We start from the raw sequence: 19,043 nt of genomic DNA, 5'->3' as shown, positions 1-19,043 counted from the left end.
ACACCTCGCTCGCCGACCTCGGGTCGGCCCGTCTTCAGGAGTTCTCGTGCTCGCATTCGCCACCGTCGCCATCGACCTCGTCGCCATCGCTCTGCTGACGTTCGGGATCTACTTCCCCCGCCATCGCCGGCGGGACCTCGTCGCCGCGTTCCTCGGCGTGAACGTCGGCGTCCTCGCCGTCTCGCTGGTCCTGGCCTCCAGCACGGTCGGAGCCGGTCTCGGGCTGGGTCTCTTCGGGGTCCTCTCGATCATCCGTCTGCGCTCGGACGAGATCGAGCAGCACGAGGTCGCCTACTACTTCTCCGCTCTGGCCATCGGCCTCATCAGCGGCCTGGGCACCGCGCCGTCCGCGCTGACGGTCGGCCTGATCGCGCTGATCATCGCGGTCCTGTTCATCGCCGACCACCCGCGGCTGTTCCCGCGCATCCGTCAGCAGACGATCACTCTGGACAGCGCCTTCACCGACGAGGGCGCCCTGACCGAGCACCTGGCCGCGTTGCTGGGCGGCCGCATCCGGTCAGTGCAGGTCCGCCAGCTCGATCTCGTCAACGACACCACGCAGGTCGACGTCCGCTTCGACGTCGCGGAGCGCCGCTCCCGCGGCGGGCAACACGACGAGCTCGCCCCGGCTACCTCCGCCGTCGGCGTCCCGGTCTCGCGATGACCGCCGTGACGACGTCGCGCCTGCAGTCGTTCGAAGCGATCAGCCTCCCCGAGCTCGTAGAGCAGGCGTCTCTGCAGACCCGCATCGACCGCAAGTACCTGATCCCCGCGGGCAGCTTGGACTCCGTACTCGCCCGACTGGACGACAGCACGCGGGTTCTCGAGATCGGCGGGCGCCGCGACTGCGACTACGGGTCGATCTACTTCGACACTCCGCAGCTGGACAGCTACCACCTCGCCGTGCGCGGCCGCCGGCGGCGCTTCAAGATCCGCACCCGCACCTATCTCGACTCCGCGACGAGCTACCTCGAGGTGAAGACGCGCGGATCCCGCAGCAGCACCGTCAAGGAGCGGATCGACCACCCGGCCGGTCGGCGCGACGAGCTCACCGCGGAGGGTCTCGCCTACATCGACGAGACCCTCGCCGCGACCGGCATCGCCCTGGACTCCCGGACACTCGCCCCGGTGCTGTCCACCGAGTACGCCCGGACGACGCTCTTCCTTCCCGGATCCGCCACCCGCGCCACGATCGACACCCGCCTCGTCTGGCGGCTGCGCAGCGCACCCGCCCGAGTGCTGGATCGACCGGCCGTGGTCGTCGTCGAGACCAAGTCGGCCTCCCGCCCGTCCGAGGTCGACCGGGCGCTCTGGGCCGAAGGCCACCGCCCCGTCTCGCTCTCGAAGTACGGGACCGGGATGGCCGCGTTCCGCTCCGAGCTCCCCGCCAACAAGTGGACGCGCACCCTCGACCGTCATTTCGACCGGGCCCCCGCCCGAGTCGTCTCTCCCCGATAGGACCACCATGCACAACCGCTCCCGCCCGCTGTCCGTCCTCGCCGTCCTGGGTCTCACCGGCGCTCTCCTCACCGGCTGCAGCGCCGCCGCGGTCGCCGGCTCCGCCTTCGGCACCACCACCGACTCGAGCTCCACCGCCCCCACCGGCACGAGCACCGACGACACGGAGGCGGGCACCACCGTCCAGGCCGTCGGCACCTCCCTCGACTCCACCGCCACGCAGATCCTCGCGGCGAACACCGCCGTGCACGCCACCGACCAGGCCGCGGACGCCGCCTCTACGAGCATCACCCTCTCCGGCGACAGCGCCGCGGCAGACGGGGACGCCGTGCGCGTCGACGGTTCGACCGTCACCATCACCGACGCCGGCACCTACGTCCTCAGCGGCACCCTCACCGACGGCCAGGTCGTGGTGGACACCACCGCCGAAGGAACCGTGCGACTCGTGCTCGACGGCGTCGACATCACGAGCTCCACCGGCTCCGCCATCACGATCACCGCTGCCTCCGACGTCGTCGTCGAACTCGCCACCGGATCGACGAACACCCTCGGCGACACCGCCTCCTACGCCGAGGACGCCGAGTCGAACGCCGCGCTCTACAGCGCCGCCGACCTCACCATCACGGGCGACGGATCCCTCGATGTGCACGGCAACGGCAACGACGGCATCACCGGCAAGGACGGCCTCGTCATCCTCTCCGGCACCATCACCGTCGATGCGGTCGACGACGGCATCCGCGGCAAGGACTACCTCGTCGTCCGGTGCGGCACCCTCGCCGTCACCGCCGGCGGCGACGGACTCACCTCCGACAACGAGGAGGACGCCACCGCGGGCTTCGTCTCGATCACCGGCGGCGACATCACCGTCGACGCGCAGGGCGACGCCGTCGTCGCCGTCACGGACATCGTCGTCACCGGGGGCACCCTCGACCTGACCGCGGGAGGCAGCAGCGGCGCGCAGCTCGCGACCGACGCCTCCGCCAAGGGTCTCAAGGCCGGGATCATCGTCGACCTCGAGGGCGGCGACGTGACCATCGACTCCGCCGACGACGCCGTGCACTCCGACACCTGGGTGCACACCACCGCCGGAACCCTGACGCTCGCCACCGGCGACGACGGCGTCCACGCCGATTCGGCCCTGCTCCTCGATGGAGCCGACATCGCCGTGACCGACTCGGTCGAGGGGATCGAGAGCGCCGACATCCGGATCACCGACGGCGACGTCTCCGTGGTCTCCAGCGACGACGGCCTGAACGCCTCCGGCGGAACCGGCACGGACTCCGACGGGGCCGCGACCGGCACGACGGGCGGCCCCGGCGGAGGCATGGGCGGCGAGGGCGACGACGGCTCCGTGATCACCCTCAGCGGCGGCACGGTCACCATCGATGCCGAGGGCGACGGCTTCGACTCGAACGGCAGTGCGACGATCAGCGGCGGCAGCCTCGTCGTGAACGGCCCCGAGCAGAGCGGCAACGGCGCACTCGACGTCAACGGCACCCTCGTCGTCACCGGCGGAGAGGTGCTCGCCACCGGAAGCGCCGGGATGATGGTCTCGCCCGACGCGTCCTCGACCCAGGGCTGGATCTTCTCCGCCCTCAGCAGCACCCTCCCCGCGGGCACCGATGTGACGATCACCGACGCGGACGGCACCACCGTCACGACGTTCACGACGTCGAAGACGATCGCGGGCGTCGTCTACGCCGGCCCGGAGATCACCTCCGGCGAGAGCTACACCCTCACCGCCGACGGCACGACCCTCGCCACCGTCACCGCGGGCACGGCCGCCGCCGGAGGTGGCGGCATGCGCGGCGGCCGCTGACCCTCGAGAATCGACACCACTGAAGGGCCGGCCGGACTTTCTTCGCGACGGGTGTCGATCCGGGATCGCGCCGTTCGACCTCGGGGTGAGAAGGTCGCACGACGCTCCTTCCATCACTGAGAGACGGGAATCCCCTGATGCCGAAGTACATGCTGATCTGGCGCGCGACCGACGAGTCGCTGGCCGCGATGATGAACACCGATTTCAGCCAGATGCTGGAGTCGATGGGCCGCTTCAACGACGAGCTGATCCGGGCCGGCGTGCTGCTGGCGGCGGAGGGGCTGGACGACCCGAGCCAGGGGGTCGTCGTCGACTTCAGCGGCGAGACCCCGGTCGTGACGGACGGGCCCTACGGGGAGACGAAGGAGCTGTTCAACGGCTACTACGTCCTCGACGTCGCCTCGATCCAGGAGGCGGTCGAGTGGGCCAAGCGCGCGCCGATGACCGGCGGCGGCAAGGCCGAGATCCGCCGGATCCCCTCGATCGACGAGTTCCCGCAGGACAACGAGTACGTGCAGCGGGAGCGCGCCTGGCGTGAGCAGACCGGCCAGCTCTGAGGCGAGGGCCGCCGTCGAGACGGTCTGGCGGATGGAGTCCGCCCGCATCGTCGGCGCCCTCGCCCGCTACACCGGCGACGTGGATCTCGCCGAGGACCTCGCCCAGGAGGCGGTCGCGGAAGCGCTCGTCTCCTGGGCGGTCGGCGGCGTGCCGGTGGAGCCCGTCGGCTGGCTGCTGACCACGGGCCGGCGCCGCGCGATCGACGCGTTCCGCCGGCGCGGGGCGCGTGATGAGCGGTACGCGCTGCTCGCCCGTGATCTCGACGAGGCGGGACCTGGTTCGGATGCGCTCTTCGACCCCGACGCCATCGAGGACGACGTGCTCGCGCTGATGTTCACGGCCTGCCATCCGCTGCTGGCGAAGGAGGCCCGGATCGCGCTGACGCTGCGGCTGGTCGGCGGGCTCACCACGACCGAGATCGCGCAGGCGTTCCTCGTTCCGGTGGCGACGATCCAGGCCCGGATCACGAGGGCGAAGAAGACCCTCTCCGCCGCCCGGATCCCGTTCGCCGTCCCCGACGCGGAGGAGCGCCCCGCCCGCCTGGGCTCGGTGCTGCAGGTGGTCTACCTGATCTTCACGGAGGGCTCGTCCGCCACCGCCGGGGACGACTGGATGCGCACCGACCTCGCCGACGAGGCCAGGCGCCTCGCGCGGGGACTGGTCGCCCTCGCACCCGAGCCCGAGGTGCTCGCGCTCCTCGCCCTGCTCGAGCTCACCGCCGCCCGGTTCCCCGCCCGGCTCGGGGCGGACGGGCGCGCGATCCTGCTCGAGGACCAGGACCGGCGGCTCTGGGATCGGAGCGCGATCCGGCGCGGGCGCGCCGCTCTCGCGCAGGCCGTCTCGCCGCGCGGTCTCGGTGCCTTCGGTCTCCAGGCGTCGATCGCGGAGTGCCACGCCGTCGCCCCGTCGGTCGTGGAGACCGACTGGCGGCGGATCGTACTGCTCTACGAAGCGCTCGGGCGGCTGACGCCCTCGCCGATCATCGAGCTCAACCGGGCGGTCGCCGTCGCGATGGCGACCGGACCCCAGGACGCGCTCGCCCTCGTCGAGGACCTCGACGCGCGCGGGGAGCTCGCCGGCAGCCACCTCCTCCCCGCGGTCCGCGGAGAGCTGCTCGCCCGGCTCGGCCGCACCGCCGACGCGCGCGCCGAGTGGACGCGGGCGCTCGCGCTGTGCACGAACGCGGCGGAGCGCACTGTCCTCGAGGAGAAGATCGCCCGCTGAGTCACCGCCCGGGTCGCTCCCCGCCTTCGAGGCGCCGGCCGTCAGGCCGCCGAGCCGGCGAGCTCCGCGCGGACGATCGCCGCACCGGCGGTCAGCGCGCTCAGCTTCCCGAGCGCGACCCCGCGCGGCAGGGGAGCCAGGCCGCAGTTCGAGCTCGGCAGGAGGTCCGCCGCGTCGACGAAGCGGAGGGCCTTGCGGAGGGTGTCGGCGACCTCCTCCGGGGTCTCGACGGTCTCGCTCGCCACGTCGATCGCGCCGAGCATGACCTTCTTGCCGCGGAGGAGCTCGATGAGCTCCATCGGGACGCGGGAGTGGTGGCACTCCAGCGACACGATGTCGATCGTGGAGCGCTGCAGCAGCGGGAACGAGGTCTCGTACTGGCGCCACTCCGGTCCGAGGGTCTGCTTCCAGTCGGTGTTCGCCTTGATCCCGTAGCCGTAGCAGATGTGCACGGCCGTCTGGGCGCGCAGCCCCTCCGCCGCCCGCTCCAGGACGGCGACCCCCCAGTTCCGGACGTCGTCGTGGAAGACGTTGAAGGCCGGCTCGTCGAACTGGACGATGTCGACGCCGGCGGCCTCGAGCTCCCGCGCCTCCTGGTTGAGGATCGCCGCGAACTCCCACGCCAGCTCCTCCCGGCTCCCGTAGTAGCGGTCGGCGAGGGTGTCGATCATGGTCATCGGCCCGGGGAGGGCCCACTTGATCGGCTGGGACGTGTGCCGGCGGAGGAACGTCGCGTCGTCGACGAACACGGGCCGCTCGCGGCTCACGGCGCCGACGACGGTCGGCACGTTCGCGTCGTAGCGGTCCCGGATTCGCACCGTCTCGCGGTTCACGTGGTCCACTCCGGCGAGGTGCTCGATGAAGGTCGTGACGAAGTGCTGCCGGGTCTGCTCGCCGTCGCTGATGATGTCGATGCCGCGCCGGTGCTGCTCGTGGGCGGCGATGCGCAGGGCGTCCTGCTTGCCCTCGGCCAGCTCGTCACCCTCGAGCTTCCAGGGGGACCACAGGGTCTCCGGCTCGGCGAGCCAGGAGGGCTTGGGCAGGCTGCCGGCGATGGAGGTGGGCAGGAGAGTGTTCACGGGTGGCGATCCTTCTCTGATCAGCGGGCGGGGGTCCGGTGCTTCGACACCCAGGCGTCGAGAAGCTCTCGGTGCGGCTCGATGAAGTGCTCCGCCGTGTAGGCGCCCTGCTCGACGGCGAGCCGATCGCGTTCGGCACGGTCGTAGTCGATCTGCGTCCGCGAGTAGTCCTGCTGCTGGAGGCTCGGCCGGAAGACGTCCGCCGCGGCGGAGTTCGTGTTGTAGATCTCCGGGCGGTAGATCTTCTGGAACGTCTCCATCGTGCTGATCGTGCCGGCCAGCTGGAGGTTCGAGTGGTCGTTGAGCAGGTCGCCGCGGAAGTAGTAGGCGAGCGGCGCGACGGAGCCGGGCGCCAGGAAGTACCGGACCTGCAGCCCCATCCGGCCGAAGTACTCGTCGGTCAACGACCGCTCGTCCTGCCGGTACTCGACGCCGAGGACCGGGTGGTGGTTCGAGGTCCGGTGGTAGGTCCTGCTCGTCGACACGCTGATGCAGATGACGGGCGGCGCCGAGAAGCGCTCCCGATACGCGTCGGAGTCGAGGAAGCTCTGGAACAGGGCGCCGTGCAGATCGCCGAAGTCGTCCGGAACGGTGAACTCCGCCGCCCCCTTGTTCGCCGCCGGCAGCCGCACGCTGAAGTCGAAGTCGCGGACGTAGGAGGAGAAGTTGTTGCCGACGATCCCGCGGTGGCGCACGCCGGTCAGCTTGTCGCAGATCGTGACGTCGAGGACCTCGAGGAGAGGGAAGTCGCGGACCGCCTCCTCGGCGGGGAACCGCACCTCGACGGAGACGATCTCGAGCTCGACGGCGTAGCGGTCCCGGCCGGGGTTGTCCCAGTGGGCGAGGTCGTTGAACCGGCGGTCGATCATCGTCAGGGCGTTGCGGAGGTTCTGCCGGCGGTGCTCGCCCCGGGCGAGGTTGGCGAAGTTCGTGGTGGCCCGCGAGCCTGCCGACGGCGTGTAGTGCTCGTCGAAGCAGGTCGTGGTGATCCTGAAGGTGACGTCGTTCGCCATGAGCGCTCAATCCGGTGATCAGCAGGCCGCACCGGCCCTGGTGGAAGCGTGCGGACCCAGAGTGCCCGTCACCGGGAGGCATCGAAGAATCCGGCGCGACTATGCCGAGGTATAGTCCCGACCTATGGCACGTCGAACGGGCGGGATCTCGCTCCAGCAGCTGCACTACTTCGTCGAGGTCGCCTCCGAGGGCTCGATCTCCGCCGCCGCCGATCTGCTCTACGTCGCCCAGCCGACCATGTCCGCGGCGATGAAGGACCTCGAGACCCGGGTGGGCCGCGCCCTCCTCGTCCGCGTCGCGCGCGGGGTCACGCTCACCACCGAGGGGACCGAGTTCCTCGGCTACGCCCGGCAGGTCATCGAGCAGGTGGCGCTCCTCGAGCAGCGCTACCTGGGGCGGCCTCCGTCGCGCCGCCTGCTCGGGGTGTCCACGCAGCACTACTCGTTCGCCGTGGACGCCTTCGTGCGCATGGTCCGGGGCACGGAGGGGGAGAAGTACGAGTTCTCGCTGCGCGAGACCCGCACCCGCGACATCATCGAGGACGTCCGCACGCTCCGCAGTGAGCTGGGGATCCTCTACCGGAACGACTTCAACCGGGACGTCATCGACAAGATCCTCCGGGACGCGGGACTCGCCTTCCATCCCCTCTTCCTCGCCCTGCCGCACATCTTCGTCTCGCGGAGGAACCCGCTGGCCTCGCGCGAGCGGGTCACCCTCGCCGATCTCGCCGATCTGCCGCGGCTCACCTTCGACCAGGGGGCGGACAACTCCTTCTACTTCGCCGAGGAGATCCTCTCCACGCTGTCGAGCGACCGGGAGATCCGGGTGTCCGACCGGGCGACGATCTTCAACCTCATGATCGGCCTCGACGGGTACACCATCTCGACCGGGATCATCAGCGACGACCTCGACCCGGCCATCGTCGCCGTCCCGCTCGACGTCGACGAGCGCATCGAGATCGGCTGGATCGGGCACTCCGCCATCCCCCTCACCGAGCAGGCCCGGCGCTACCTGACCGAGGTGCGGGCCGTCGTGACCGAGGGCGGCCTCGACCTGCTCGGGTGAGCGGGTCGGGGCGGTGACCCCGCCCCGCCCATGCTGGTCGAGTAGCCCCGCAGGGGCATATCGAGACCCGACGTCATCAGCAGGGCGGGTCTGCAGACTCGCGTTCTGACGGTGGTGGATCTCGATACGCCCGCCGCGCGGGCTACTCGATCAGCATCGTTCTCCCATACGGACCAGGTGATCTCTCCCAGGAGCGGCGAAGCCGCTTCGCGTCTCGGTGGTGAGGGAGAGGACGCGGCGGCGCCGCGTCATGGTGGTCACGAACGCGGGGCACTCGGAATCTCGCGCTCCTCCGACCCGGTGACCGCCGGCTGATCGAGGGACCGGAGGTCGAGGCCTCGGTCTCGGTCCGCGGCCGACCGTCGCTCCTTCTTGACCTCGAACACCGCGCTCCTCACCCTCCCTGAGTAAGGCCGGTGATCAGGTTGATGGCGACGGCGACGACGAAGGTGCCGAAGAAGTAGGACAGAAGAGCGTGGGCCAGGGCGATGCGACGTGACGGGGTGGAGGACTGGGTGATGCTGCTCGCGCTGTAGGCCATGCCGATCGAGAAGGCGGTGTAGGCGAAGTCGCTGTAGGACGGGTCCTCGTCCTGGTCGAAGTCGAAGCGGTGGCGGTCGTCGAGGTAGTACATGCGCGCGTATTTGAAGGCGTAGACGGTGTTGATGAGCGCCCAGGCCGCGACGACCCCGACGACCGCGAGGATCGCGGCCGCGGATCCGACGGGGTCCTTCTGCTGACTGCGGAGGAGCGCGATGACCACGAGGACGAGGCTGAGGAAGGTGGCGGCGATGATGAGCGAGTCGACCAGCTTCCGGGACCGGTCCTCGTGGCGGGCGAGCTCGCGGGTGCGCTCGGGGTCGGCCGGCCACGCCGTCGACCAGGCCCAGACGAGGAACACCGCCGCGGCGATCGCCCAGCCGAGCAGAGGCGACAGATCGGGGACACCGAGGAGCGCGGTGATCGCCGCGGCGGCTGCCCCGACGAGTGCGGCGACACCGGCCTTGACGGACAGGTGGGACATGACGGTTCCTTTCTGAACGGTGGTTCGTCGTCCGGTCGCGCATCGCAGTGATGCCTTGCGCGAAGCTCACCCCCGCCGGGCTCGCGAGAGGGGGACGTAGAGGCCGGCGCGCTCGGCGCGGACGGCCGCGAGCGTGCGCGACGTGGCGTCCAGCTTGACCAGGATGTGCTCGAGGTGAGCGGCGACCGTGCGGGGAGCGACTCTCAGCGCCCGGGCGATCTCGAGATTGGAGCACCCCTCGATCACGTGGCCCAGCACCTCCAGCTCCCGCGGTGTCAGGCCCCGCAGGCGCGTCGCGGGGGAGAGCACGACGACTCCGCGGGTCACTGCGGTGAGTTCTCTCTCGCAGGCCAGCACGGTCACCCGCACGTAGCCGTCCGGCGACTGCCGGCGTCCGCGGGGCCAGAGGAACGAGGCGTAGTTCCGCCCCTCGGCGAGGGCGTCCCTCGCGGCGTCGATCAGAGCCGAATCGGCGGCGAGCAGCTCGTCCGCGGAGAGGCCCGGAAGGGAGGCGACGCCGTGGTCGGGGAGGAGGACCACGCCTGCTCCGGCTCCGCCGACGACCGAGGCCGACGCGGCGAGCGAGCGGACGGGGTCGATGCCCGAGGTGAGCGTCGGCAGGAGTCGAGCGAGGCGTCGGCGGACCGCCTGCGACGGCGATGCCGCGCTCCGGAACAGCACCGTCATGAAGCCCACGTGCCGGCCCCCGTCCTCGAACAGGGCGACGGACAGGGTCTCGTGGAATCCCGCGGGGAGCAGGCACTCCGCCCAGGTCTGCAGGTCCCTCGGCGAGTAGGGCACGTCCGACAGGCTGAGGGGAGGCCGCTCGCGATCGGCGCCGGTCCTCTCGATGTCGAGCGCCATCTGCGGGCCGCTGAGGTAGCGGACGCAGGACTCGTCGAGGTCGGTGCTCGCGACCGAGCGGTACCCCGTGCCGTTCGGCTCGGCCAGCGCCAGCCACGCGCCGTCGAAGGGGATGTGCTGGTGCAGCTCGTCCAGCATCGCCTGCGCCCGCTCGCCGACCGGGCCGGGGCGCGCGGCCGTCTCGGCGAGCTGGAGCGCAGCAGTGCGTGACACGGGACTCGACCACCTCAGGACCGGGGGCAGGGGAAGCGAAGGGATTGTCCGAAGACCGTTGCTACTGGGGTACCACCGGGAGCCCCTTCACGGGGACCCCCTCGACGGAAGACCGCATCGGCAGTCCTGCCGATGGTGCCTTCCGTTCCGCAGGGCGTGAGATCGAGGTGTCGCCGGGTCGACCGACCTGCGGCGGCTTCCACGGAACGTCACGCACGGGAGGGAAACGAGCATGAGAGCAGTGGTGTACGAGGGGCCGCGCAGAGTCGCGGTGAGAGACGTCCCGGATGCGCGCATCGAGCGCTCCACCGACGTGCTGGTGCGCATCACGACCACGAACATCTGCGGGTCCGACCTGCACATGTACGAGGGGCGCACCAGCTTCGAGACCGGGCGGTGGTTCGGTCACGAGAACATGGGCGAGGTGATCGAGGTCGGCGACGGCGTCGACAAGGTCGCGGTGGGGGATCACGTCGTCCTGCCGTTCAACGTGGCGTGCGGGCACTGCAAGAACTGCGAGCGCGGGCTGACCAACTACTGCCTCACCGCTCAGCCCGTCCCCGAGTGGGCCGGTGCAGCGTACGGCTTCGCCGACATGGGACCGTGGGCCGGAGGCCAGGCCGAGCTGCTGCGGGTGCCGTGGGGCGACTTCAACTGCCTCCGGCTGGGAGAGGACGCGGAGGAGAAGGCCGCCGACTACGTGATGCTCGCCGACATCTTCCCGACCGGCTATCACGCGACGGAGATGGCGGGGGTGAAGCCGGGGGACCAGACCGTGATCTACGGTGCCGGCCCCGTCGGCCTGATGGCCGCGCTGTCGGCCACCATCAAGGGCGCGAGCAAGGTCATGGTCGTGGATCGGCACCCGGATCGTCTCCGACTGGCGGAGTCCCTCGGCGCGATCGCGATCGACGACTCGAAGGTCGACCCCGTGCAGGCCGTGCTCGAGCACACGATGGGGCTCGGCGCCGACAACGGCTGCGAGTGCGTCGGCTATCAGGCGCACGACCCCGGCGGCGACGAGCAGCCGAACCTCACGCTGAACCGCCTGGTCCAGTCGGTGCGCGTCACCGGGCGGATCGGCACCGTCGGCGTCTTCGTGCCGCAGGATCCCGGCGGCCCCGACGAGCTCGCGAAGGAGGGGCGGATCGCCTTCGACATCGGCTTGCACTGGTTCAAGGGCCAGACCATGGGAACCGGGCAGGCGCCCGTCAAGAAGTACAACCGCCGGCTCCGCGACCTGATCGCCGCGGGAAAGGCGACGCCGTCGTTCCTCGTCAGTCACGAGCTGCCGCTCGAGCAGGCACCGGACGCCTACGAGCACTTCGACAACCGCGACGACGGCTGGACCAAGGTCGTCCTCAAGCCCGGAAAGGCGGCGTGATCATGGCCGGCAGAGCGGCTGCGGCAGTCGGAGTCGGCCTCGCAGGCGTCGCGGCCGGCCTCGTCGCCCGTTCCCTCGTGAAGAAGGAACGGGAGTCCGACGGGGACGGGGCCCACCCGGAGGGGTGGAAGGCGGTCACCGTCCTGGGTGAGGCCCGGGACTTCGAGAGCGGCGGGTATCCCGAGCCGCTGGCGCGTCTGGCGGAGTCGCTCGAGATCCGGATCGATCCGGCCCCCGGGGACAAGGGCTTCGAGGTGCACGCCCGGGTCCGCGAGGGTGCGGGCGTCGGCGACGATCCGGGGAAGGCGCTGCGCGAGGCTCTGCGCGACGCCAAGCAGATCTTCGAGACGGGCGAGGTCCTGCGGGCGACCCCGAGACCGCACGGAGAACGACCGCGCACCCTGCTCGGTGGCGCGGTCGACAAGGCAGAGGACGAGGCGAAGGGCGAGGGTGTGCTGTGAAGGCTCTGTGCTGGACCGGAGTGAACGAGCTCTCGGTCGAGACCGTCGAGGATCCCGGGATCCTCAATGCTCAGGACGCGATCGTCAAGGTGACCCTGAGCACGAGCTGCGGCTCGGATCTCCACCTCCTCGGCGGGTACGTCCCGACCATGCGAGCGGGCGACGTGCTCGGGCACGAGTTCATCGGCGAGATCGTCGAGGTCGGATCGGCCGTCACGAAGCACCGGGTCGGCGACCGTGTGGTGGTCTGCTCGTTCATCAGCTGCGGGAAGTGCTGGTACTGCCGCAACGAGCTCTACTCCCTGTGCGACAACGGCAACCCGAACGCGGGGATCCCCGAGATGCTCTGGGGCCAGGCGCCCGGCGGCTGCTACGGCTACTCCCACGCGCTGGGCGGGTGGGCCGGCAGTCACGCCGAGTACATCCGCGTGCCGTACGCCGACCAGGGCGCCTTCGCCGTTCCCGAGGGGATCAGCGACCAGAGGGCGCTCTTCGCCTCCGACGCCGCTCCGACCGGGTGGATGGGAGCGGACCTCGGCGGCGTCCGGCCCGGAGACACCGTCGCGGTCTGGGGCGCCGGCGGTGTCGGGCAGATGGCGGCGCGCGCGTCGCTGCTGCTCGGCGCCGAGCGCGTCATCGTGATCGACCGCTTCCAGGAGCGGCTGGCCCAGGTCGAGCAGGTCATCGGCGCGGAGACCATGAACTACGAGACCAGCGAGGTGACGGCCGAGCTCCGCGATCTGACGGGCGGACGCGGCCCCGACGTGTGCATCGAGGCGGTCGGCATGGAGGCGCACCGCGACGGTCCCGACTTCGCCTACGACCAGCTGAAGCAGCAGCTGCGGTTGCAGACGGACAGGCCCACTGCCGTGCGTGAGGCGATCTTCGCCGCGCGCAAGGGCGGCAGCGTCTTCGTGCTGGGCGTCTTCGGCGGCTTCGTCGACAAGTTCCCCCTGGGGGCGGTGATGAACAAGGGCCTCACGCTCCGGTCCGCTCAGCAGCACGGGCACCGGTACATCCCGATGCTCCTCGAGAGGATGGCGCGGGACGAGATCGTCACCGAGCACCTCGCCACGCACGTGATGCCGCTCGAGGACGGCCCCGCCGGCTACGCCATGTTCAAGGAGAAGACCGACGGCTGCGTGCGGGCGGTCTTCCGGCCCTGAGCGTCGAGGTGCTCCGGCGGTTCCGAGGGAGGACGGTGAGGGAGGCGGGTGGTCGGCGAGGACCGCCCGCCTCCCTCGTCCGCCGAGGTTCAGCGCACCGTGGTGGCCGCGGTGTCGGCGTTGTTGCGGATCGACGGATCGGGGGTCCTGACCGAGAACGTCGTCGCGAGCGCGGTGCCCTTCCCGGTGGCGGTCGCCGTGACCGTGATCTTCTCGGTGACGCTCTGCCCGTTCGTGAGCTTCGAGCGCTGGAAGACGACGAGGTTCCCGACGCGGGTGTACGTGCCGGTGGCGGACACGAACTGCGTGTTCGGCGGGAGGACGACCTTCGAGAAGACGCTGCTCGAGGTGGACGGCCCGGCGTTCGTCGTGGTGAGGGTGTAGACGGCGGTCCTTCCCTTGACCGCGGACGTCGGCCCGGAGAGGTCGACGCGCAGATCGGCGCGCGCGGTCACCTTCTGCGGCGACACGGTCAGCGTGCTGGTCGCCGTCGCACTCCCGGCGGCGTTGGTCGCCTGGAGGGTGAACACGAAGGTGCCCGCCGTGGTGGGCGTGCCGGAGAGGCGGCCGGTCGGCTCGAGGGCGAGTCCGGGCGGGAGCGTCCCGGACTTCAGTGACACCGCCGGGGCGGGGGAGCCGGTGACCGTGTAGGTGTAGTCGTACGCCGAGCCGACCATGCCGGCCGCGACCGTCCCCGAGATGCTCGGCGCGACGGCCGTCGGCGCGATCGTGAGGGAGTCGGCGAGCTGCGCGGAGCCCGCGCTGCTCGAGACCTGGACGGTGAACGAGGACGTCCCCGCCGCGGTCGGGGTGCCGGTGACGCGACCGCTCGAGCTGAGGGACAGGCCGGGCGGAAGGCTGCCGGACAGCAGGGTGGCGGTCGGCGCCGGCGTGCCGGTGATCGTGTAGCCGAAGTCGTAGGCGGTTCCGACCGTGCCGGCGGGGGCGTCTCCCGAGAGCGAGGGAACCACCGCGGTCGCGGCGACGCGGATCGTGTGCTGGGCGCCGCTGGTGCTGCCGAAGCTCGTCCTCGCCGCCACGGTGAAGGTGGAGTCGCCCGGCTCGGTCGGCGCGCCGGACAGCTCGCCCGCCTGATCGAGGGTCAGGCCGGGCGGGAGGCTGCCGGAGGCGAGGGAGAAGGTGGCGGAGGCGGAGTCCGCCGCGAACGTGTACGAGTAGGGCGCCCCGACCTCCGTGGTCGCCGGGGGAGCGTCCGCCGTGAGGGCCGGTCGGGCGCCGAGCGCCATGCTGTGGTAGCCGCCGGCGACGAGCGCGGTGGGGCGGGCACCGACGACGCCGATGGGCTGATCGAGCTGCCCGTCCTCGTTGCTGCCCCAGCCGACGACGCTCCCGTCCTTCCGGAGGGCGAGGCTGTGTCGCGCGCCGCCGGACACCGCGACGACGTCCGTCAGGTTCGCCGGGACATCGGTCTGCCCGTACTCGTCCGACCCCCACGCGACGACGGTCCCGTCGCTCGTCACCGCGAGGCTGTGGTACCAGCCGGCCGAGATGCCGACCACGCCACTGAGGCCGGCCGGCATGCCCGTGACCTGCGGTCCGGTGCCCCAGGCGACCACCGTGCCGTCGTCCTTCAGCGCGAGGCTGTGATCGAAGCCGGTCGCGATGGCCGTGACGCCGGTCAGGCCCGCCGGGACGGCGTTGCTCGTCGTCGCATCCTGCCCCCAGCCCACGACGGTGCCGCTCTTCTGCAGCGCGAGGCTGAACTGCTCGCCGCCGGCGACGGCGACGACATCGGTCAGGCCCGCGGGAGGGACGATCTCTCCCGATCCCTGGCCGCCCCACGTGATGACGGTCCCGTCGTTCTGCACGGCGAGGCTGTGGATCCATCCCGCGCCGACCGCGATGACCGGCTTCAGGTCGCCGGGGACCGCGGTCTGGCCCGACCGGTCGTTCCCCCAGGAGACGACCGTCCCGTCGTCCCGCAGGCCGACGCTGTGGAAGCCGCCCCCCGAGACGGCGACGAGGCCGCCCACGTCGGCGGGGACGTTCTTCTGGCCGTAGTAGTTCCAGCCCCAGATCGCGATCCCGCCCGCGGGCGCCGTCGGCGGTGTCTCCGCGGCGGCGGCGGGTCCGACGCCGGTGAGGAGCAGTGCGACCGTCGTGGTCACGGTGGTGAGCACGGCTGCCAGTCGCCGGGGAGTGCGGGACGGAGGGATGTCGGCGGTGGTCGGGAGGGAGGCGGAGCGCATGGGCGGCTTTCGGGTCGGGTGGGGCCGACCGTCATCGGTCGCTCTCGAACCGTGACAGCTGCCCGATCCGGGCCGCAACGTCCTCTAGCGGTCATGTCCGGAAGAGGGCGTCGGAGGAGGCCCGGGGCGGGGCGGGCCTGCTGAACAGATTGACGACGTTGCCGTCCGGGTCGCGGACGAGGGCGGAGCGGTTGCCCCAGGGCATGGTGGTCGGTGCGAGCACCACGTCCTCGCTCCCGGGTCCGAGCTCGCCGAAGGCGCGGTCGACGTCGGCCACCTCGAACTCGAGCAGGACGGAGTGGTTCGACGCAGGGGTGACGGCGCCGTGGAGCATCCCGACCGTCGCGGCGTGCGCGATGGCGAGGGTCGCGCCCGCTCCGGTGAACTGCGCGAAGACCGGCGCCGGGCGCTCGGCTGGTCGGCCGATGACCTTCTCGTAGAAGGCCACCAGGCCTTCGAGGTCGTCGGTGACGATGCGGAGGGAGGTGAACGACATGGGGCTCCTTCAGGGGTGAGGGTGAGTTCGTCCCACCAGGCTCGCCGGTCGTCGCGACACCGTCCTGTCGGTGTTTCCGGAGATCGTCGGCGTCGCCGGGAGATCCGCACGCCGGATCAGCCGTCGACGACGGACCGCAGCCGTCCGTACTGGAGCGCGAGGTCCTCGGCTCGGAGGGTCCGCTGCGGGGTCCGCTCCTCGGTCATCTCGACCGACAGCATGCGGTCGCCGCGGAACGCGCGGACCCCCTCGCGCAGCCGGCACCAGGCGATCAGGTACCAGTGCTCCTCCTTCCCGATCGAGCCCAGCGGTTCGACGTCGCGCACGGACTCCGCACCGCTGCTGTCCCGGTAGCGGAGCCGGACGACCCGCTCCGCTCGAAGGGCTGTCGCGAACTCCGCCGGAACGACCGCTTCCTCCTCGCTCTCGAGGAAGTGCACCCGCGAGGCAACCGCGCCGACACGGGCGGCCTCCCCGTCCGGCAGGACCGCGAGCGTCTTCCGGGCGGCGGTCCGGGCTGCGTGACGGAAGGGACTGCGCTCCAGCGCGCTGAGGCCGATCAGCACGGCGAGGGCCTCGTCGAGTGTGAATCCCGCGGGGCCGAGGGTCGCGGACGCGTCGATGACGTAGCCGCCCGTCCGGCCCGGCTCCGCCCAGATCGGCAGTCCGGACTGCTGCAGTGCGGACAGGTCCCGCTCGATGGTCCGCACGGACACCTCGAACCGCTCGGCGAGGCGGCGTGCGCTCCGCGGCCGGGGCGAGACCGCTCGCAGCTCCTCGACGAGCCCGTAGAGACGATCGGTGCGGTTCACCTGACCATCATCCGCCCCGCCCCGCCGGTGTCGCACAGCGGAGTGGAGAGGGTCCGGGATGAGGAGTCGACGCTCTCGACCGGGGAAGCCGGGCGCGGCGGCGCTCGGCTTCTCCGGAGGCCGGCGCTACGCCTCGGGCGGCTGGTCCCCGCGACGGGCGGCGTCGCGCTTCTCGCGGCGCAGCTGCGCACCGCCGCCCGCGATCAGGGCGAGCGCGAGCGCGATGCTGCCCAGGCGCAGCGGCCAGGGCAGGTCCGGGAGCAGGATCATCGGCAGGGCGGCGACGAACGTCGCTCCCACGAAGTACCAGACCGCGACCGGCGCGGCGGGATTCTCGTTCGAAGTCATCCCTTCACGGTAGCCGCGGGGCTCGGCGCGAGCCTCCCCCTGAGGTCGCAGTCCCCGCGGAGGACGGGCGCGCGCTGCGGGACGCGGCCCGACCCGGCGGACGGGCGGCGCGCGAACCGCTCAGCGCCCCGCCCGCTCGCCGCTCACGGTCGTCCCTCCAGGAGGCGGGTCGTCCACCGGGCCAGCGCGGTGACGGCGGCGCGGGACAGCTCGGCGCCGGGCATCATGCTGGTGAAGCCGTGGAACGCTCCGGGCCAGACGTGGAGTTCCGCCTGGACTCCGGCTTCCCAGAGGCGGCTCGCGTAGGCGACCGTCTCGTCCCGGAACACCTCCGCGCTGCCGCAGTCGAGGTAGGCCTGGGGGAGTCCGGACAGATCGCCGGCTCGTGCAGGCGCGGCGTAGACGGAGACGTCCTCGCCGCCGCGCCGGGCGCCGAGGTAGGCGTCCCAGCCGAACCGGGTCATGGCTCGGTCGGCGACGCCGATCCCGTCGATCTGCCTCGTCGAGACGGTCGAATCGCTGTCGTCGAGCATCGGGGAGATCAGGATCTGGGCCAGGATCGACGGTCCCCGGCGGTCGCGCGCGAGCAGGGCGGTGCCCGCGGCGAGTCCGCCACCGGCGCTCTGGCCGACCAGGACGATGCGGTCGGGGTCGACGCCCAGTGCGTCGGCGTGCTCGGCGGTCCAGACGAGACCGGCGTAGCAGTCCTCCACGGGGTAGGGATCGGGGTGCTCGGGGGCGAGGCGGTAGTCGACGGTGACGAGGACGACGTCGTGGGTGAGCAGCCAGTCGTCGTAGGAGTCGAGGTTCCCGAGGTAGTGGCCGAACATCATGCCGCCGCCGTGAATGGTGAAGAAGCAGGGGGCGGTGCCGGAGCGACCGGCGCGCTGGAGGATGCCGAGGTCGATCGGATCACCGTCGTGCCCGGGGACGGTGACGGTGCGCCGTTCGAGGCCGCGCGCGCGCAGGGCGTCGTCGAGCTCCTGCTCCGTCGTCTCCGGCTCGCGCAGGCGCGGGAGCATCGCCGTGGTCAGGGTGAAGGGGCCGCGCTCCTGCAGCCGGTCGAGGAAGGTCGCGAGCTCGGGGTCGAAGGGCGGGGGCGAGACGGTGTCAGACATCGGTGGTCTCCTGGGTCGAGGTGGTGCGGGAACGGAGGGCGCCGACGGCGACGAGCACCGCGGCGGCGAGAGCGAGGGTCAGGGCGGCGACGGTGATCGCGTCCTCGAAGCGGAGGAGGTCGGGCGGCGCGCTGACGGATCGCGAAGCCGGTCCCCGCGAGGACGGCGGCCGCCGGTCGCGGCCGAGGAGGCGCCGGTCACCCGCTGCCGGCCCGCGGTCGACGCGTGCAGGTCGCGGCCGAGGGTGGGCAGGGCGACGGTGAGGATCGAGCTGTCGAGCATCCCGAGCAGGGACGCCGCCGACAGGCCGGTGAGGGCGATCCGCTCCTCGCGCAGGCGGCGTGGGGCCGTGCCTCGCGGGGCGGATCGGGGGCGTCGGGCACCATGGGCGCACTCCTTCACGGGGAAGAAGTGGCGGATCACTCGATGCCGCGTGTGCGCACAGACCGCGGACGAGCGCGGACTGCTTTTTACCTCAGATGAGGAGAGAGTACACCCGGGCGGAGGCCCGGCGATCGGGATCCGGCGTCGAGCAGGGCGGCGCCCGCGTCGAGTGAGCGGTCAGGCCCCGGGGTCGGAGGAGCCGTTCAGCTGCGCGGCGATCGGCACGGTGCCGGCGACGACGACGTCGCCGGTGTGTGCGGTGGTGACGGTCTCGATCAGCACGATCTCGACCTCCTCCTCGGCCACGGGATTGTGCCGCACGCCCCGCGGGACGAGGCTGCCGACG

At 71.5% G+C, this 19,043-nt stretch carries 19 protein-coding genes; 9 read left to right on the top strand and 10 right to left on the bottom strand.

The window, feature by feature from the left end:
* Positions 1-46: 46 nt before the first annotated feature.
* The 5 genes from EDF22_RS08595 to EDF22_RS08575 all read left to right on the top strand — a co-directional run bounded on the left by EDF22_RS08595 (position 47) and on the right by EDF22_RS08575 (position 5,059).
* On the top strand, positions 47-664 hold the full coding sequence (locus EDF22_RS08595) for a DUF4956 domain-containing protein (RefSeq protein ID WP_123704006.1): 618 nt from the start codon (positions 47-49) through the stop codon (positions 662-664).
* Positions 661-1,458: a polyphosphate polymerase domain-containing protein gene (locus EDF22_RS08590; RefSeq protein ID WP_123704004.1), complete on the top strand. Its 798-nt coding sequence runs from the start codon at positions 661-663 to the stop codon at positions 1,456-1,458. The genes EDF22_RS08595 and EDF22_RS08590 overlap by 4 nt, the downstream gene beginning before the upstream one ends.
* A gap of 7 nt (positions 1,459-1,465) precedes the next feature.
* Positions 1,466-3,277: a carbohydrate-binding domain-containing protein gene (locus tag EDF22_RS08585; RefSeq protein WP_123704003.1), complete on the top strand. Its 1,812-nt coding sequence runs from the start codon at positions 1,466-1,468 to the stop codon at positions 3,275-3,277.
* Positions 3,278-3,414: 137 nt separating this feature from the next.
* Positions 3,415-3,834 (top strand): YciI family protein, encoded by a 420-nt coding sequence (locus EDF22_RS08580; protein WP_123704001.1) that lies wholly within the window; start codon positions 3,415-3,417, stop codon positions 3,832-3,834.
* Positions 3,835-3,865: 31 nt separating this feature from the next.
* On the top strand, positions 3,866-5,059 hold the full coding sequence (locus EDF22_RS08575; RefSeq protein WP_123703999.1) for an RNA polymerase sigma factor: 1,194 nt from the start codon (positions 3,866-3,868) through the stop codon (positions 5,057-5,059).
* 41 nt (positions 5,060-5,100) lie between these two features.
* Here the strand turns inward: EDF22_RS08575 and EDF22_RS08570 are convergent, their stop codons facing one another.
* Both EDF22_RS08570 and EDF22_RS08565 read right to left on the bottom strand, forming a co-directional pair.
* Positions 5,101-6,138 (bottom strand): methionine synthase, encoded by a 1,038-nt coding sequence (locus tag EDF22_RS08570; RefSeq protein WP_123703997.1) that lies wholly within the window; start codon positions 6,136-6,138, stop codon positions 5,101-5,103.
* 20 nt (positions 6,139-6,158) lie between these two features.
* Positions 6,159-7,151, bottom strand: a complete 993-nt coding sequence (locus EDF22_RS08565) for a putative oxygenase MesX (protein WP_123703995.1) — start codon at positions 7,149-7,151, stop codon at positions 6,159-6,161.
* A gap of 124 nt (positions 7,152-7,275) precedes the next feature.
* On the opposite strand from EDF22_RS08565, the gene EDF22_RS08560 reads away from it, so the two are divergent.
* Positions 7,276-8,217: a LysR family transcriptional regulator gene (locus EDF22_RS08560; protein ID WP_123703993.1), complete on the top strand. Its 942-nt coding sequence runs from the start codon at positions 7,276-7,278 to the stop codon at positions 8,215-8,217.
* A 394-nt stretch (positions 8,218-8,611) separates the two neighbouring features.
* Here the strand turns inward: EDF22_RS08560 and EDF22_RS08555 are convergent, their stop codons facing one another.
* Together EDF22_RS08555 and EDF22_RS08550 are read right to left on the bottom strand one after the other, a co-directional pair.
* Positions 8,612-9,241: a DUF1345 domain-containing protein gene (locus tag EDF22_RS08555; RefSeq protein ID WP_123703991.1), complete on the bottom strand. Its 630-nt coding sequence runs from the start codon at positions 9,239-9,241 to the stop codon at positions 8,612-8,614.
* A gap of 66 nt (positions 9,242-9,307) precedes the next feature.
* Entirely contained in the window at positions 9,308-10,318 is a 1,011-nt protein-coding gene (locus EDF22_RS08550; protein ID WP_123703989.1) for a LuxR C-terminal-related transcriptional regulator, read from the bottom strand.
* A gap of 271 nt (positions 10,319-10,589) precedes the next feature.
* Here EDF22_RS08550 and EDF22_RS08545 point away from each other — a divergent pair, with 271 nt between their 5' ends.
* Genes EDF22_RS08545 through EDF22_RS08535 form a run of 3 tightly spaced genes read left to right on the top strand, consistent with a single transcriptional unit; the run spans position 10,590 to position 13,329 of the window.
* Positions 10,590-11,702: a glutathione-independent formaldehyde dehydrogenase gene (locus tag EDF22_RS08545; RefSeq protein ID WP_260303355.1), complete on the top strand. Its 1,113-nt coding sequence runs from the start codon at positions 10,590-10,592 to the stop codon at positions 11,700-11,702.
* Positions 11,703-11,704: 2 nt separating this feature from the next.
* The gene (locus EDF22_RS08540; RefSeq protein ID WP_123703985.1) at positions 11,705-12,163 is read left to right on the top strand and encodes a hypothetical protein; all 459 of its coding nucleotides are present in this window, start codon (positions 11,705-11,707) and stop codon (positions 12,161-12,163) included.
* Complete coding sequence (locus EDF22_RS08535; RefSeq protein ID WP_123703983.1) at positions 12,160-13,329, top strand: zinc-dependent alcohol dehydrogenase; 1,170 nt, start codon at positions 12,160-12,162, stop codon at positions 13,327-13,329. The genes EDF22_RS08540 and EDF22_RS08535 overlap by 4 nt, the downstream gene beginning before the upstream one ends.
* An 89-nt stretch (positions 13,330-13,418) precedes the next feature.
* Here EDF22_RS08535 and EDF22_RS08530 read toward each other — a convergent pair whose 3' ends face one another.
* The 6 genes from EDF22_RS08530 to EDF22_RS08500 all read right to left on the bottom strand — a co-directional run bounded on the left by EDF22_RS08530 (position 13,419) and on the right by EDF22_RS08500 (position 19,018).
* Complete coding sequence (locus EDF22_RS08530) at positions 13,419-15,470, bottom strand: putative Ig domain-containing protein (protein WP_185038823.1); 2,052 nt, start codon at positions 15,468-15,470, stop codon at positions 13,419-13,421.
* A gap of 160 nt (positions 15,471-15,630) precedes the next feature.
* On the bottom strand, positions 15,631-16,035 hold the full coding sequence (locus EDF22_RS08525; RefSeq protein WP_123703979.1) for a VOC family protein: 405 nt from the start codon (positions 16,033-16,035) through the stop codon (positions 15,631-15,633).
* A gap of 116 nt (positions 16,036-16,151) precedes the next feature.
* Positions 16,152-16,847: a YafY family protein gene (locus tag EDF22_RS08520; protein WP_123703977.1), complete on the bottom strand. Its 696-nt coding sequence runs from the start codon at positions 16,845-16,847 to the stop codon at positions 16,152-16,154.
* 126 nt (positions 16,848-16,973) lie between these two features.
* Entirely contained in the window at positions 16,974-17,195 is a 222-nt protein-coding gene (locus tag EDF22_RS08515; protein ID WP_123703975.1) for a hypothetical protein, read from the bottom strand.
* 143 nt (positions 17,196-17,338) lie between these two features.
* The gene (locus EDF22_RS08510) at positions 17,339-18,313 is read right to left on the bottom strand and encodes an alpha/beta hydrolase (RefSeq protein ID WP_123703973.1); all 975 of its coding nucleotides are present in this window, start codon (positions 18,311-18,313) and stop codon (positions 17,339-17,341) included.
* A gap of 561 nt (positions 18,314-18,874) precedes the next feature.
* Positions 18,875-19,018, bottom strand: a complete 144-nt coding sequence (locus EDF22_RS08500; protein WP_221180895.1) for a hypothetical protein — start codon at positions 19,016-19,018, stop codon at positions 18,875-18,877.
* Positions 19,019-19,043 lie beyond the last annotated feature (25 nt).

It is taken from the genome of Rathayibacter sp. PhB127 (genome assembly GCF_003751665.1).
Taxonomy (GTDB): Bacteria; Actinomycetota; Actinomycetes; order Actinomycetales; family Microbacteriaceae; genus Rathayibacter; species Rathayibacter festucae.
This window is presented reverse-complemented; position numbering and strand designations above follow the sequence as displayed.